Origin of the sequence: Pseudomonas sp. EA_65y_Pfl2_P78 (assembly GCF_963970495.1) — a bacterium.
GTDB classification, from domain to species: Bacteria; Pseudomonadota; Gammaproteobacteria; order Pseudomonadales; family Pseudomonadaceae; genus Aquipseudomonas; species Aquipseudomonas baetica_A.
The window spans coordinates 29,803-44,340 of record NZ_CAXAON010000011.1 but is presented as its reverse complement, the minus strand read 5'-3'; the positions used below and the strand labels follow the sequence as shown (position 1 = coordinate 44,340).

Genomic DNA, 14,538 nt, shown 5'->3' with positions numbered 1-14,538 from the left:
GGGGGCGACCTGGCGGCGATAAGCTGGGATTCCTGTGAATCTTTGTTACCGTTAACGAGATAATCCGTTGGTCGGGGGTCTCAGCCCCCGAAACTTCGTGTCACAATTTGCCATCTCCCTTGAGAGCACCCCATGGACACTTTGCAAAACATGCGCGCCTTCAGTTGTGTGGCCGAAGCAGGCAGCTTCACCGCCGCCGCCGTGCAACTCGACACCACCACAGCCAACGTCTCGCGCGCGGTCTCCAACCTGGAAGCCCACCTGCAAACCCGCCTGCTCAACCGCACGACACGGCGCATCGCCCTGACCGAAGCCGGCAAGCGTTACTTGCTGCGCTGCGAGCAGATTCTGGCCTACGTCGAAGAGGCAGAGGCCGAAGCCAGCGAAGCCCACGCGCGCCCTGCCGGGCAGTTGAAAGTGCACACCATGACCGGCATCGGCCAGCACTTCGTCATCGACGCCATCGCCCGCTATCGCAAGACCCACCCGGACGTCACCTTCGACCTGACCATGGCCAACCGCGTGCCGGACCTGCTCGATGAAGGCTACGACGTCTCCATCGTGCTGGCCCGCGAACTGCCGGACTCCGGCTTCGTCTCGCAACGCCTGGGCATCACCTACAGCATCGTCTGTGCCTCACCGGCCTACGTGAAAGCCAACGGCTGCGCACAAAAGCCCAGCGACCTGCTCAACCACGCCTGCCTGCGCCTGGTCAGCCCGGTAATCCCTCTGGAAAAATGGGCCTTCGACGGCCCCGAAGGCCAGGAAATGGTCACCATCAACAGCTCCCCGTTCCTGGTGAACTCCGCCGACGCCATGAAAACCGCGATCATCAGCGGTATGGGCCTGGGTGTTCTACCGGTGTACGCCGCCATCGAAGGCTTGCGCAACGGCACGCTGGTACGGGTCATGCCCAACTACCGCTCGCAGGAACTGAACCTGTACGCGATCTACCCATCGCGGCAATACCTTGATGCAAAGATCAAGACGTGGGTCGAGTACCTGCGCGGCTCGTTGCCGGAAATCCTTGCTGCACACCAGGCAGAACTGGCCGCCTACGAACTCAGCGGCAGCCTCGCCGGAGCACGCGTAGCCAACTGATTTTCAACACACCGTGAAACCTGCAGGAGCTGCCGCAGGCTGCGATCTTTTGACCTTGATGTTTAAAAATCAAAAGATCGCAGCCTACGGCAGCTCCTACATTTCGGGCTTTTCGCGGAACTTTCCGACGTGTTTTGCAGGTTGTCCGTCGCAAGTGCGGTGGATAGGCTTTGGGTGTCGCTGACGAATCAGCGACCGGGTCTGGAAAACCCGCAGGATCACAGCACATGACATAATGCCGCGCTTTTTCAGCGCCGGTTTTTGAGTTATGGCGGCTGTACGTGGGAGACCTTCGGGTCTGCCGGGTTTGATCCTTTGCCGGTTTTTCCAGTCCGCGTACAGCTGCCACCCTTTCGCCTGGAAAACGAAACATGGCAGCTCCATTTCCATCTAAAGGATCTTTGTCATGAAAAAGCACAGCCCGAATCCGCCCGGAGCGGATAACACCTCTCCCTACGAATCGCCTGATTCGAAGAAATTCCACGAAGCCGCCGAGCGAGCGCTCGACCACTACCTCAAACCCAACGCCCTGACCCTGCGCTTCCACAAACCCAGCACCATGTTTCAGGTCGCGCCGGGCCAAGACAACGAAAGCCTCCTCGTCCACGCCTGCGAATCACTGGCCCAAGCCAACATCATGAGCAGCGACATCGCCGCCTACGTCGACCTCCCGCAACGCCGCACAATACTGGCGATTCAGCAGATCATCATGCTGGCGGAACTGGCCGTGAATCGCGTACTGGATAACGTCGACATCCCCCAACCCGCGCCACACAGCTGACCCCTTGCAGGAGTGAGCCTGCTCGCGATTGCAGGCTCACATTCAACATCGTAGGTGCCTGACACACCGTCATCGCGAGCAGGCTCACTCCTACAATGTGAATCGCATACAACCTGCTAAAAATCGATCGGCTGTCAGGCCGCCATCGCTGGCAGGCCAACTCCACACAAAAGCAACAGCAAGATCAAAAGATCGCAGCCTTCGGCAGCTCCTACAAAGGAGGCAAGGACAACCCGCACGCGGCGAATGCCGCCCCACTCAACAGGATGAGCGTTAGCTCGGCTGCAGCTCTTGATCTTGATCCACGGGCGACGTCGGAAGGCTGAGCGGAGGGATTGATCTGGGGGTGGGAGCGCAGCGACCGTTTGGCGCAGCCAAACACATCGAAAGGAGGTGCAGCGAAGCAAACCGGAAGCGATGCCCCCGGATCGATCCCGGAGCGAAGGCACCCCGAGCCCCAGCGAGCGGGCCGCACGTAGGAGCAAGCGTTTTTTTGCTTACTTTTTTTAGGCGTTTGTAAAAAAAAGTGAGTCGCCGTAAGGGCGAAACCTCAAGCCGCCATCACAAACAAACCGGATATTCACCCCACCCACCAAACCCTGGTCGGCCCAGAGGCCGCCAAGACACCCCAAAACAAAAATGTTAGCTTGCTTGGCATCAAGCCCGAACAAGAGCCAAAAACGATGAAAAAAACAGTCCTGGCCTTCAGCCGCATCACCCCTGCCATGATCGAACGCCTGCAACAAGAGTTCGACGTCATCGTCCCCAACCCGAAGGCCGGTGACATCAACGCCCAATTCAACGAAGCCCTGCCCCACGCCCACGGCCTGATCGGCGTCGGCCGCAAACTCGGCAAAACCCAACTCGAAAACGCGACAAAACTCGAAGTGGTCTCCAGCGTCTCCGTCGGCTACGACAACTACGACCTCGACTACTTCAACGAACGCGGGATCATGCTCACCAACACCCCGGACGTGCTCACTGAAAGCACCGCCGACCTCGCCTTCGCGTTGATCATGAGCAGCGCCCGCCGCGTCGCCGAACTCGACGCCTGGACCAAGGCCGGGCAATGGCAAGCCAGCGTCGGCGCCCCGCTGTTTGGCTGCGACGTGCATGGCAAAACCCTCGGCATCGTCGGCATGGGCAACATCGGCGCCGCTATCGCCCGCCGTGGTCGCTTCGGTTTCAACATGCCGATCCTCTACAGCGGCAACAGCCGCAAGAGCGAACTTGAACAAGCACTCGGCGCACAATTTCGCAGCCTCGATCAACTGCTGGCCGAAGCCGATTTCGTCTGCCTGGTCGTTCCGCTCAGTGACAAGACCCGCCACCTGATCAGCCATCGCGAACTGGGCCTGATGAAGCCAAGCGCGATTCTGGTCAACATCTCCCGTGGCCCGGTAGTCGACGAACCGGCGCTGATTGAAGCCCTGCAAAACAACCGGATTCGCGGTGCCGGCCTGGACGTTTACGAGAAAGAACCGCTGGCCGAGTCGCCCCTGTTCCAGTTGAAAAATGCCGTGACCCTGCCGCACATCGGCTCGGCAACGAATGAAACCCGCGAAGCCATGGCCAATCGCGCCTTGGCCAACTTGCGCAGCGCGTTGCTCGGCGAACGCCCGCAAGACCTGGTAAACCCGCAAGTTTGGCGTGGCTGAAAAAACGGGCAAGTGCGCCATGGCACTTGCCCGTTAGTTGGTTTAATACACAACTTGAAATTGAACAACAAACCTAATTAAACAACAAAATTATAAGCTCTCCGAATTGTCGAATAATCGACAATGCAATGGAGAGCTAAAACCTTGAACGCCCTGACCACCGACAGACTTATCCGTTACAGCAAAGTTATATTGATGGCTTACATCAGTTTCTTTGGCCTACTGGTGATGACTCACAACTTCACCGACTATGATTCAAACTACACTTACGTGGCGCACATCCTGAGCATGGACACCACCACTGCCAGTGACACCATCAAGTATCGAGCCATCGAGTCGCCGATGATTCATCACCGGATCTACTGGTTCATTATCACCCTGGAAGTCACGTATACAGTGTTGTGCCTGATAGGCACCTATCAGCTCTATCGCAACATCAACGCCTCCGCCGAAATATTCCACGAGGCAAAAAAGTTCTCGATCATGGGCATCCTCGCGGCAATATTCATTTATTACGTGTGCCTGCAAACCGTGGGGGTGGAATGGTTTGACATGGACACTTCGCAATCATGGAATGCCAAGGACTGGGCACGGCATATCGTTGACTTCATCTTCCCTGTCATGATTTACATCACCTTGAAAGTCGAGCGCTGAAGTTCAGCGCTCGTTTTATTTCAAACCAACTTTCCCGACATCGGCGGCGCCACCGCTTTCGGTTTGCGAAACACCAGCACGTTGCCCAGCATCACTAACACCAGTCCGAACAGCGCCGGCGCCGTCCACTGATACCCTTCGGCAAACGCGGAGACGTTCAACGCCACCACCGGGAACAGCACCGTACAGTACGCGGCGCGCTCCGGCCCCATGCGCCCGACCAGCGTCAGATACGCCGTGAAACCGATGACCGAACCCGGTATCACCAGATACAGCAGAGCCCCTACATAACGCGGCGACCCGTCCATGTTGAATGGAATGCCTTTGACCAGGCACCACACCGACAACATCGCCGCGCCGTAGGCCATGCCCCAGGCGTTGGTGGTCAGCGGCTTGAGACCCGCCTTTTGTTGCAGGCTCGACAGCATGTTGCCCGCCGAGAAACACAAGGTGCCGCACAGCGCCAGCCCCAAGCCGAGCAAGGTTTGCGGACTGGCGTGATGACCGGCCAACTCCGGCCAGAACAACATGCCCAACCCGAACAGGCCCAGCGCACCGCCCATCAGCACGTTTGGGGCAATACGCTGACCGAAAAACACCCTTGCATTGAGCGCGTTCCATAGCGTGGCGGTAGAAAACACCACCGCCACCAAGCCGCTGGGAATCCACTGACTGGCGGTGAGAAAGCACATGAAATTGATGCAAAACAGACACAAGCCCTGGGCCACGCAGATCAAATGGCCGCGCCGGTTCATGGGTTGCAGTCGACGACTCAACAGCAACAGCACGAACAACACCAGCGCGGCGAGTCCAAAGCGGTAGACGATCGACACCGGGATCGCCACCACACCCAATTGCCATTTCAAGGCAATCCATGTGGTGCCCCAGATCAGCACCGTCAGCAGATACAACGACAGGTTCATGGTAAACACTCCTAGATAGGCCTTGAGTGTCAGTTGCGGCAGGTGACAAGCGCTTGCATAAACTTGCGCTTTTGTCGGGCGGCCGGCTGGCAGCGGGACGGCTACGGAGTACGATGCAAGGCGTTGAAGAGAACCGATCATGTCCGCCATCGATAACCTGCAAGTCTTCCAGGCGCTTAACCGCTCGCCGAACTCTCGCCTGCTGCACAGCGCCGAGCTCGGCGACGGTTTGTCTGCGGCCCTGTGGACCAACCACCACGACGCCCAGGAATACGAAGCACCGAGTCATCACACCCTGTCGTGCTACATCGCCGGTGGCACCGGCACATTTCGCCGCGGTCAACCGGGGCACAAAGGTGGCCCGGACAAGTTGTGCATCCTGCCGGCCGATCACGAATCGGGCTGGGTCATCAACGGCGATATCCGCCTGGCACACTTGTATTTCAGCGCTGAACAATTTGCCCTTGGTTGCATCACCTTGCTTGATCGCGAACCGCGACAGATGCAGTTGCGCGAGCAGACCTTTCTTGAAGACCCACACCAGGCGCAACGTTTCCGACAGTTACTGACGCTGAACTGGGACGAACCCGCCGAACGTTTGCTGACCAGTAGCCTTGCTCATGAATTGATCAGCCATACCTTGCTCAGTCAGGTTGGTGTTCGTCAGGGCTTGCGCCTCAAGGGCGGGCTGGCGCCGCACCAGCGCCGACAATTGGTGGAGTTCATTGATGCGCAGTTGGCCGAGCCCATCAGCCTTGGGCAATTGGCCGGGTTGTGTGCCCTGTCGGAGTACCACTTTGCACGGATGTTTCGCGTGAGTTTCGGACTGCCACCGCATCAGTACGTGTTGGCGCGACGTCTGAGCCGGGCGCGGGAATGGCTGCGCAATACAACGTTGCCGTTGGGTGAGATTGCGCTGGCGTGCGGGTTTGCCAGCGCCAGTCATTTCGCCAATCGGTTCCGGCAGATTTCGGGCGGGACGCCCGGGGAGTATCGGCAGGCGTTTTTGCGTTAGTGCCAAAGTCTTTATCGCCTGTCATGGCCCCTTCGCGAGCAAGCCCGCTCCCACACTTGGAAATGTATTCCCTCCTGTGAAATCTGGCTTGCTCGCGAAGAACGATGACGCGGTTTCAGGTCAGAACTCCAGGGTGCTCGACAACGATACCTGCCGCGAATCCCCCATGGACACAAAGAACCGGCTCGCCGACGAGGTGTAATACGTGCGATCAAACAGGTTCTTCACATTGAGCTGAAATTTGACCTTCTGCCCTTCTACCTTGGTGTCGTAAGTCGCAAAGGCATCGGCCACGGTGTAGCTCGGCAGGTCGAAATCATTCACCGCGTTACCCGCTCTCTCGCCGACATACCGCGCCCCGGCACCCACGCGCAATTGATCGCCACCGATCACACTGCCGAAGTCATACACCGCCGAGAATGAGCCGCTGTTTTTCGCCACGTTCTGCAGACGTTTGCCCTTGTAGGTCGGGTCCTCGGTCACTTCGGCATCGGTGTAGGCGTAGCTGCCGATCAGGCTCCAGCGGTCGCTGAGTTGGCCGGTCAAATCCATTTCAAGACCCCGCGAACGTACTTCACCGGCAGCGCTGTAAATCGTCGTCGGGCCTTCAGAGTTGGCGACCAGCACGTTGCGTTTTTTGATATCGAACAGCGCGATGTTGCCGGTGATGCGCCCCGGCATGTCCAGCCGTGCGCCCAGCTCCCACGACTTGGCCTCTTCCGGCGCAATGCTGCCGTCGAGCACGGTGCTGCTGCCGCTCAGCGGGGCGATGGTCGAGTTGGGTTTGAACGATTCGGTGTAGCTGCCATAGAACGACAGCTCATCGGTGTAGCGATACACCAGACCTGCGCGCGGCACCCATTTCTGGCCATTGCTGTCGGTGTTGGCCTTGAATGGCACGCCTTTGCCAGCGTACTGGTCGTACGCCTGAAAACGAGCACCGGCGACCAGAATCCACTGGTCATCAAGGTGGATCGAGTCCTGCAAAAACACCGAGTCGCTGCGCAGCAGATCGGTCTGCGCGCTGTCCGCCGCGCTGACCGTGGTGCCTTCGACTTCACGGCCATACACCGGGTTGACGTAGCTGAAGGTGCTCAGGCTTTTCTGGCGGATCAGGTCAGCACGGTAGATCTTGCGGTACTCGTCATCGACGCCAAACACCAGGTCATGCTGCATGCCCAGCACGTTGACCTTGCCTTCGAGGCTGGCCGTGGTGAAACGGTCGGTGGTGATCGCGTTGCGCGTGCCATCCATGTTGCGGGTCAGCGTGCCTTTGTTGGTGTCGATCGCTGTGACACGGACTTGGCTGGCGTCGTAGGTTTCGCGGTTCCAGCTGTAGCCAAAGTGGGCTTTCCAGTCGTCGTTGAGTTCGTGATCGGCTTCGACGTGATACAAGTCCGAACGCCCTTCCATATCGTTGAACGGCTCGTCGAGACGCTCCTTGCGCGAGATGTTCAGCGGGTGGTTGGTGCGTGGATCGATGACCGTGCCACGATCGAACGGCGTGAGAAATTCACGATGCTCGTAGCCGAAGGACAGCTTGGTCCGTTCGCCGAACCAGGCGAGCGACGGGGCGATCAGGGTTTCGCGGTGGGTGCCGAAGTTGCGCCAGTAATCCTCGTCTTCGTGATCGATCACCAGACGATACGCCAGGCCGGACTCGCCCAGCGCACCCGTGCTGTCGAAGGTGCCACCGCTGCCATTCTTGCCTTCGCCGTAGGTCGAGCCGCGCAGGGTCAGGGCGTTGTACTGAGTCAGCTCAGGCTTCTTGCTGACCATGTTGACCACACCGCCCGGGTCCTGAATCCCGTAGAGCAATGACGCCGGCCCCTTGAGCACTTCAACCCGGTCCACGGTGGCGTTCATGCCTCGGCCCTGCACCAACGGCATACCGTCGCGCATGATCGAGCCGTTGCGGTTGTCACCGAAACCCCGGGTCATCACTGAGTCCTGAGTGCTGCCCAAGGTGTTGCCCTGGGTGATGCCACTGACATTAGCCAGCGCATCGTCGAGATTGCGTGGCGCCTGATCGCGAATGACCTGGGCCGGGATGACGTTGACGGTCTGCGGGATTTCCTGAAGCGACGCCGAAGAACGCATCACCGAACTGGTTTGCGGCGGCTGGTAGCTCATCGACTCGTCGCGCACCGACGTGATCGTGGTGGCGCCGAGGTTCAACGCACTGGCAGTGGGTTGCGGTTCAAGCACCAGGGTGTGGCTGTCGGTGCGGCGCCAGTTCAAGCCGGAACCGGTGAGCATTTGCTGCAAGGCTTGCTCGGCACTCATCTGGCCGTTGACCGCCGGAGCGTTCAGGCCGTAGGGCGCTTCATCGGTGTAAACCACACTCTGCCCGGTGACACGGCTGAAATCGCTCAGGGCTTGCGGCAGCGGTTGGGCGGCCAGGGAGAAACTGAACTGCTTTTGCGCCTGACTGCTGGCGGTTTCAGCGGCGAGCGCCACGCTCATCGGCAACAACGCCAATGCCGAAAAACTCAACGCCGACGCACCGAACCACTGTTTGACCGAACCCGACTTTGCCCTGGACTTCATTGCTCAATGACCTGTGTAGAACCGCAACGGATGCGAATGACTCGCAGTTTCAGTCACTACACGAATGGGGCTCGGGTTTACCTCACCACAATTTTGAAAATATTTTTGGACGACGTGTTGTATGTGCCGACGCCCTCGGGAGCAAGCCCCTCCCACAAGGGCACCACATTTCAAATTGTGGGAAGGGGGCTTGCTCCCGAAGAGGCCAGTGACCTCAACGCACAATGATCAGTTGCCCGAGCACCTGATGCTGCTCAAACCCCAACACCGATTGCAGCGAACTCAGCACAGCCTGCGCATCCCTGCTCGGAAAACTGCCACTGACCTTGCGCGCCGCCAGTTCATCGTTGAGCAACACAATTCGTCCGGGGTAATAGCGACGCAGATCCGCCACCACATCGCCCAGCGTCGACTTGTAATAAGTCAGCCAGCCCTGACGCCAGGCAAGCTGCGCCTCGCTGTCGACGGCGTGGAGTTTTTGCGCAGCACCTTCACCGTAGGCCACTTGCTGGCCGGCCGTAAGAATCTGCTGCTCGCCATCGCGATCTGCCGTCACCCCGACCCGCCCGGACAACACCGTGACCTGCGCGCCATTGGGTTGCAGACGCACTTCAAATTGCGTGCCGAGCACCCGCGCCTCGCCCTTGCGGGCCTCGACCACAAACGGCTCGCCAGTGTGCGTGACGCTGAAAAAACCGGCACCGCGACGCAATTGCACATGACGCTCGCCATGGCTGAAGTCCACCGCGATGGCGCTGTCGGCATCGAGGGTCACTTGCGATTGATCGGCCAGGGTCACGGTGCGAATCTCACCGGGCGCCGAGACATAGTCAGCGCCCAGATCATCGAACCAGCGCTGCGGCTGCCACCCCGTACCGAGGCTGACCATCAACAGCAGGCACGCGGCCATCGCCAAAGCCCCGCCCCCACGCAAAAGCAGCGAACGGCGCGGGCGATCCATCGCATTGAGGTAGCCCTGTAGCGCCAACGCCTGCTCATCGGCCAATGTTCGCGCGGGGCCTTCGCTCAATTCCCAGACCACTTGCGCCTGCGCATAGGCCTCGGCGTGGGCGGGATCAGCGCGCAGCCATTGGCTGAACGTGAGTTGATCGCCAGCGCTAGGCCGATCATGCAACAGGCTCAGCCAGGCAAACGCTGCCTGTTCCTGCGCAAGGGTCGGGATGATGGGCTCTGAAAGGTTCACGGTGCTTTCCCTGGCAGGCGTGGCGCGGGTTCGCGCAGGCTGGCCTTGCAGGCCTCGAGGGCGCGCATCATATGTTTTTCGACGGCACTTTGGGACAGGCCCATGGCCTTGGCGATTTGCGCGTACTTGCGCCCGTGAATGCGATTGAGCAAAAAGATTTGCCGGGTGCGCTCGGGCAAAGCCCGCAACGCCGCTTCGACATGACGCAGATCATTGCCCGCTTCTAGCGCGGCTTGCGGTTCGCTGCCCCGGCTGTCCGGCTCTTCAGGTTGCCAGCCCTCGTTGACGCGCACCCGCGTGCCTTCACTGCGCAGATGGTCAATGGCAATGTTGCCGGCGCAGCGCAACAGGTAGGTGCTGAGTTCTTCCACCTGCACCAGCGGACGCCGCCAGAAACGCAGAAACAGATCCTGAACCAGGTCGGCTGCCGTCGCCCGGCAACCGACACGGCGAGTGACCAGCGCTTCCATTTGCGAGCGCTGGGACAGGAACACTTGAAGAAAATGTGCACGCGCCCCACGCGGCTCGTCGTCGCGAGATTCCGGGGGCAGACCGATCAACACGTCAGCCCTGCGCCCATGCGGCAACCGGACTGGCCAACAGGCTCATCCCGGCCAGCGCCATTGCCAGTCGCGGTCGATACGGCAGCAACAGGACCAGCGTCAACGCACTGATCATCAACACCGCGACCCAGTCGACCAGACCGAAACTCCAGCCGTTGGCCGTCACCGCCGCCCAGAGCGATACACACAACAGCAACCCTCCCGCCAGCATCAGGCCACGACGGCGTCGGGCAGAGGGTTTGTGGCCGAGCAGTTCATCGTGATGTCGAGGCATCGACAGGCAAAGCGCCGTGAACCCGGCGTAACACAGCAACAGCGCCAGCAGCATCAGTTCGCCCCTTGTTCAAGCGTGATCGGTCGAAGCGTTTCGCGGCGCGTTTTTTTAACGCTGGCGGTGTTGCCGGCGCGCTGCATTTTCCATGCGGCCCAAGCCAGGAAGAAACCGGCGGCGAGACACGTCAGATCAAACCCGGCCATTGCCCAATCGCCCTGCCTCAGCGTTACGCCGAGATTCCATGGCGTGGTCAGCGCATTGATCAGCGGCACCGCCATAAACAGTGCAGCACCCAGCACGAGCTGATCGATCCATGCCTTGCGCCCGACACGCAATAGCGCATGCGCCAGGCTCAATCCCCAAGCGATGAAAAACGCATTCACTTCCCAATCTGCCCGCCCGGTCAAAGCCACTGGCAACAGCCGATTGGCCAAAAAGTACACCGCAACCGCCGTCAGCAACCCTGCCATGCTGGCAACGTTCAGCACTTCAACCAGCCGCAACTCGAACGGCATAACACCGCTTTTGGCGTGTTTGAGCTGGCGCTTGCCGAGCCAGATCACCAGCCCAGTGCCGATCATCGCCGTGCCGGCCAAACCACAAATGAAATACAGCCAGCGCAGCACCGGCCCGGCAAAGTGGCCCATGTGCAAACCATAGAAAGTGCCGCTCACCTCCATCGCCACGGGTTGAGCCGGTGTGCGCCCGAGCATTTTTCCGGTAACGCCATTGAAGGTCACTGCGCTGCCGAAATCGTGCACCACACGGTCACCAGCACGCGAGAGCACCACAGAGGCATTCTCATCCCCTGGGTTATTCACCGTTAGCCGCGTGGTGCGGCCACCGGACCATTGCGCACTGGCCTTGGCCAACAAGGGTGCCATGGGTGCCAGTGCAGCAGGGATATTGGCCCGTTCCGGCGCCTTCGAGGCGGGAAACACCTCATCGTAAAACGACCGCACGTCGCCGCCGTAAGACGCCTTAATGCTCGCGGGCATGACCATCGACATGAAAATCACCAGACTGCTGTAGGTGATCATCAAGTGAAACGGCAACACCAGCACGCCCACGGCGTTATGTCCGTCGAGCCAGGAACGCTGGCCCTTGCGCGGGCGAAACGTGAAGAAGTCCTTGAAGATTTTCTTGTGGGTGATGATCCCGGTGATCAACGCGACGAACATCACCATCGCGGCGATCGTCGCCAGCCAGCGGCCCCACGGGTATGGCATTTGTAGCTGGAAGTGGAAACGGTAGAAGAACTCGCCGCCCATGCTTTGGCGGCCCAGCACTTCGGTGCCGGTTTGCGCGTCGAGGGTTTTGGATTCAAAGCGGCCGCGCTCGCCAGGCTTCGCAGGTGCCTGCTGCCAGCGCACGGTCAAGCCGGGATCGCGAGCATCGGGCAAGTCGATCAGCCAACGCGAGGCACCCGCAGCGTGTTGTTGCAGATAATCCTGGGCCAGGCTCAGGCTTGCCTCGGCATTGATTGGCCGCGCGGGGATTTCCGGCTGCATCCAGTGACTGATTTCATCCTTGAAATAAGCCAGGGTTCCCGTCAGAAAAATCGCGAACAACAGCCAGCCGAACAGCAGTCCGGCCCACGTGTGCAGCCAGGCCATGGCCTGACGAAAACCCTCTTTCATGCAAAACCCAACCCACGTGCCGCGCCGCAAATGGTCGCCAGAATCACGCTCGGCACCAGCAAGCCAACCCATGCCGACCACGCCGTGCGACAGGCAAAGCACCAGAGCACAGCGACCAGATAGACCAGAAACGAGAGGGTCATGCCGGTGACCACGGCTTCAGCACGGCTCAGTGGCAGCCACATCGTCAAGGTCACGCTGGCCAGCGCCGCAACCAGATAGCCGCCGAACACCGCGGCCAACACCCGTGAGGTAACGGCCAGACGATAGGACATGGGGAGAGTGGCAAGTTTGCCTTTCATGTTTCGACCCTGAAACGGAAAACGCTCGGCCGACAAGCCGAACCAACAGGCGAGCAATACTAATGATAAATATTCTCATACGCAAAAGCATCTGATTGCCGGCGCAGGGTTTTACCCGTTCAATTGGCAAGCCGGGCCGTGGCTTGCCTTGGCAAAATGCGCTGAAAACAAAACGGGCCTGCTTTCGCAGGCCCGTTTTCTGGGGATGGCTTAAAAAATCAGCGTATCAACTGTTGATCGCTGCCTGTTCATTCTCAAGAAATTCTTCCTCCAGCAGTGCGTCATTCGCCTTGCTAAATGGCACCACAGCAGCGCGTGGTTTGCCCCGCAGTTTGCCGAAAAGGTGATCCAGCGCATGCTCCAGTTTTTCGGCTGCACCATCGATCGCTTGTTCCAGCGTATCGGCTTTATGGGTGACGGAAATCGGTTGATGGCCTTTTGGCCGCGCCTCCAGTTGGCAGCGCATGTCATGGGGACCAGGTTTGTCACCGTTCTCGTCGCTCAGATGGACTTCGACACGGGTCAGGTCTTCTTCATAACGGTCGAGCGTGCTCTCAATGGTTGTACGTACCCACTCCTCCAGTCGTTTACTGCTTTGAATATGGTTATCACTGTTGACTTGGATTTGCATAGTTCATCCCTTATTTCAGCTAGCTCGCAAGAGGCCTTGATCAGGATTTCGTGACCCCTTGATTACAACAATCGGCCCGACTGACGAACATTTCAACCCCTGAAAAAAGATAAATATTCATTCGCAAAAAAAGCCGGACAACCGAGCAAGTCACTGGTAATGTCGGGAGTTGGGTCGACTCGTCATCCTGCAAGATTTACTCACAATTGCCCTCGTTCAACGGGTGCAAACTGCGAAAAATCCCCGCCTCCTCCACCAGCCAATCGTGCACTGCACGCACGCCAGGATGGCTCAACGCCCCCGGCGCATACAGCAACATGTAACGTTTGTGATTGGGCACCGACAGCCCGAACGGCACCATCAACGTGCCCCGCTCCAGCTCATCGTTGAGCAGCGTGCGCCGGGCAATCGCCACCCCCATACCGGCGATGGCCGCTTCGATGGTCAGGTGGTTGCGATTGAAGGTATGCCCTCGTCGCACGTCCGCGCCCTCGAAGCCGATCGCGTTCAAATAAAACTCCCATTCCGCATATTCATAACTGCCGCGCCAGGCGGTGATGTCGTGCAGCAACGGAAAATGCCCCAGATCCGCCGGCCCATGCAGCGGCGGACGCCCGCGCAGCAGGCTCGGCGCGCACACCGGGAAAATCTGCTCATCGAGCAAGGCTGTGGATAACAATCCCGGGTAACTGCCGTCGTTCAGATCGATCGCCAGATCGAAATCGCCCTCGTGCAGCGGCACACTGCTGTCTTCAGCCACCAGCCGCAACTGGATGTCCGGGTATCGTTGCTGCAAGCGTGGCAGGCGCGGCGTCAGCCATTTGCTGAGGAACGACGGAATCGAACGCAGCCGCAAAACCCCACTGATCATCCCCGCATCCAGGCGCCGCAATTCGGCGTCGATGCTGCCGTAGGCCTCGTTGACCGTCATCGCCAACCGCTGCCCTTCGGCGCTCAGTTCCACCCCTCGCGCACGACGATGAAACAAACGCAAACCAAGACGCTCCTCCAGTTGACGAATCTGCTGGCTGACCGCCCCCGGCGTGATGTGCAGTTCTTCTGCACAGCGAGTGAAGGACAGGTGCCGCGCGGCACAGGAAAACACCTGCAGCCAGACGTAAGTCTGGGCATGCAATTGACGACTCATCGTTTAGTCCTGCTAAAGGCTGTCTTAGGAAATTTCGTTGGTCACACAAGACCGAGGTAGGCAGTATCGCCGACCTTGCGCTTGGCCTACAAAAA

At 59.3% G+C, this 14,538-nt stretch carries 14 protein-coding genes; 5 read left to right on the top strand and 9 right to left on the bottom strand.

The window, feature by feature from the left end; translation table 11 throughout:
• Window positions 1-132: 132 nt before the first annotated feature.
• The 4 genes from AACY02_RS11575 to AACY02_RS11560 all read left to right on the top strand — a co-directional run bounded on the left by AACY02_RS11575 (window position 133) and on the right by AACY02_RS11560 (window position 4,194).
• On the top strand, window positions 133-1,101 hold the full coding sequence (locus AACY02_RS11575; RefSeq protein ID WP_339432055.1) for a LysR family transcriptional regulator: 969 nt from the start codon (window positions 133-135) through the stop codon (window positions 1,099-1,101).
• Window positions 1,102-1,507: 406 nt separating this feature from the next.
• Window positions 1,508-1,882, top strand: a complete 375-nt coding sequence (locus AACY02_RS11570; protein ID WP_339432054.1) for a DUF6124 family protein — start codon at window positions 1,508-1,510, stop codon at window positions 1,880-1,882.
• Window positions 1,883-2,565: 683 nt separating this feature from the next.
• Window positions 2,566-3,540 carry a 2-hydroxyacid dehydrogenase gene (locus tag AACY02_RS11565; RefSeq protein WP_339432053.1) on the top strand — a complete coding sequence of 325 codons (975 nt, stop codon included), beginning with the start codon at window positions 2,566-2,568 and terminating at the stop codon, window positions 3,538-3,540.
• Between the two features lie 144 nt (window positions 3,541-3,684).
• Window positions 3,685-4,194 carry a DUF2165 family protein gene (locus AACY02_RS11560; protein WP_339432052.1) on the top strand — a complete coding sequence of 170 codons (510 nt, stop codon included), beginning with the start codon at window positions 3,685-3,687 and terminating at the stop codon, window positions 4,192-4,194.
• 20 nt (window positions 4,195-4,214) lie between these two features.
• Here AACY02_RS11560 and AACY02_RS11555 read toward each other — a convergent pair whose 3' ends face one another.
• Window positions 4,215-5,117 carry a DMT family transporter gene (locus AACY02_RS11555; protein WP_339432051.1) on the bottom strand — a complete coding sequence of 301 codons (903 nt, stop codon included), beginning with the start codon at window positions 5,115-5,117 and terminating at the stop codon, window positions 4,215-4,217.
• Window positions 5,118-5,256: 139 nt separating this feature from the next.
• Here AACY02_RS11555 and AACY02_RS11550 point away from each other — a divergent pair, with 139 nt between their 5' ends.
• Entirely contained in the window at window positions 5,257-6,132 is an 876-nt protein-coding gene (locus tag AACY02_RS11550) for an AraC family transcriptional regulator (RefSeq protein WP_339432050.1), read from the top strand.
• A 120-nt stretch (window positions 6,133-6,252) separates the two neighbouring features.
• On the opposite strand, the gene AACY02_RS11545 is transcribed toward AACY02_RS11550, so the two are convergent.
• From AACY02_RS11545 to AACY02_RS11510, 8 genes are all read right to left on the bottom strand, one after another.
• On the bottom strand, window positions 6,253-8,682 hold the full coding sequence (locus AACY02_RS11545; protein ID WP_339432049.1) for a TonB-dependent siderophore receptor: 2,430 nt from the start codon (window positions 8,680-8,682) through the stop codon (window positions 6,253-6,255).
• A gap of 214 nt (window positions 8,683-8,896) precedes the next feature.
• Window positions 8,897-9,886: a FecR family protein gene (locus tag AACY02_RS11540; protein WP_339432048.1), complete on the bottom strand. Its 990-nt coding sequence runs from the start codon at window positions 9,884-9,886 to the stop codon at window positions 8,897-8,899.
• Window positions 9,883-10,449 carry an RNA polymerase sigma factor gene (locus AACY02_RS11535; RefSeq protein WP_221729975.1) on the bottom strand — a complete coding sequence of 189 codons (567 nt, stop codon included), beginning with the start codon at window positions 10,447-10,449 and terminating at the stop codon, window positions 9,883-9,885. The genes AACY02_RS11540 and AACY02_RS11535 overlap by 4 nt, the downstream gene beginning before the upstream one ends.
• A 1-nt stretch (window position 10,450) precedes the next feature.
• Window positions 10,451-10,777, bottom strand: a complete 327-nt coding sequence (locus AACY02_RS11530; protein WP_221729976.1) for a DUF3325 domain-containing protein — start codon at window positions 10,775-10,777, stop codon at window positions 10,451-10,453.
• Window positions 10,777-12,363 carry a PepSY-associated TM helix domain-containing protein gene (locus AACY02_RS11525; protein ID WP_339432047.1) on the bottom strand — a complete coding sequence of 529 codons (1,587 nt, stop codon included), beginning with the start codon at window positions 12,361-12,363 and terminating at the stop codon, window positions 10,777-10,779. The genes AACY02_RS11530 and AACY02_RS11525 overlap by 1 nt, the downstream gene beginning before the upstream one ends.
• Window positions 12,360-12,665 (bottom strand): DUF3649 domain-containing protein, encoded by a 306-nt coding sequence (locus AACY02_RS11520; RefSeq protein ID WP_339432046.1) that lies wholly within the window; start codon window positions 12,663-12,665, stop codon window positions 12,360-12,362. Before AACY02_RS11520 ends, AACY02_RS11525 begins: the two co-directional genes overlap by 4 nt.
• A 226-nt stretch (window positions 12,666-12,891) precedes the next feature.
• On the bottom strand, window positions 12,892-13,296 hold the full coding sequence (locus AACY02_RS11515; protein WP_221729979.1) for an HPF/RaiA family ribosome-associated protein: 405 nt from the start codon (window positions 13,294-13,296) through the stop codon (window positions 12,892-12,894).
• Window positions 13,297-13,492: 196 nt separating this feature from the next.
• Entirely contained in the window at window positions 13,493-14,443 is a 951-nt protein-coding gene (locus tag AACY02_RS11510) for a LysR substrate-binding domain-containing protein (RefSeq protein WP_339432045.1), read from the bottom strand.
• Between the last annotated feature and the right edge of the window lie 95 nt (window positions 14,444-14,538).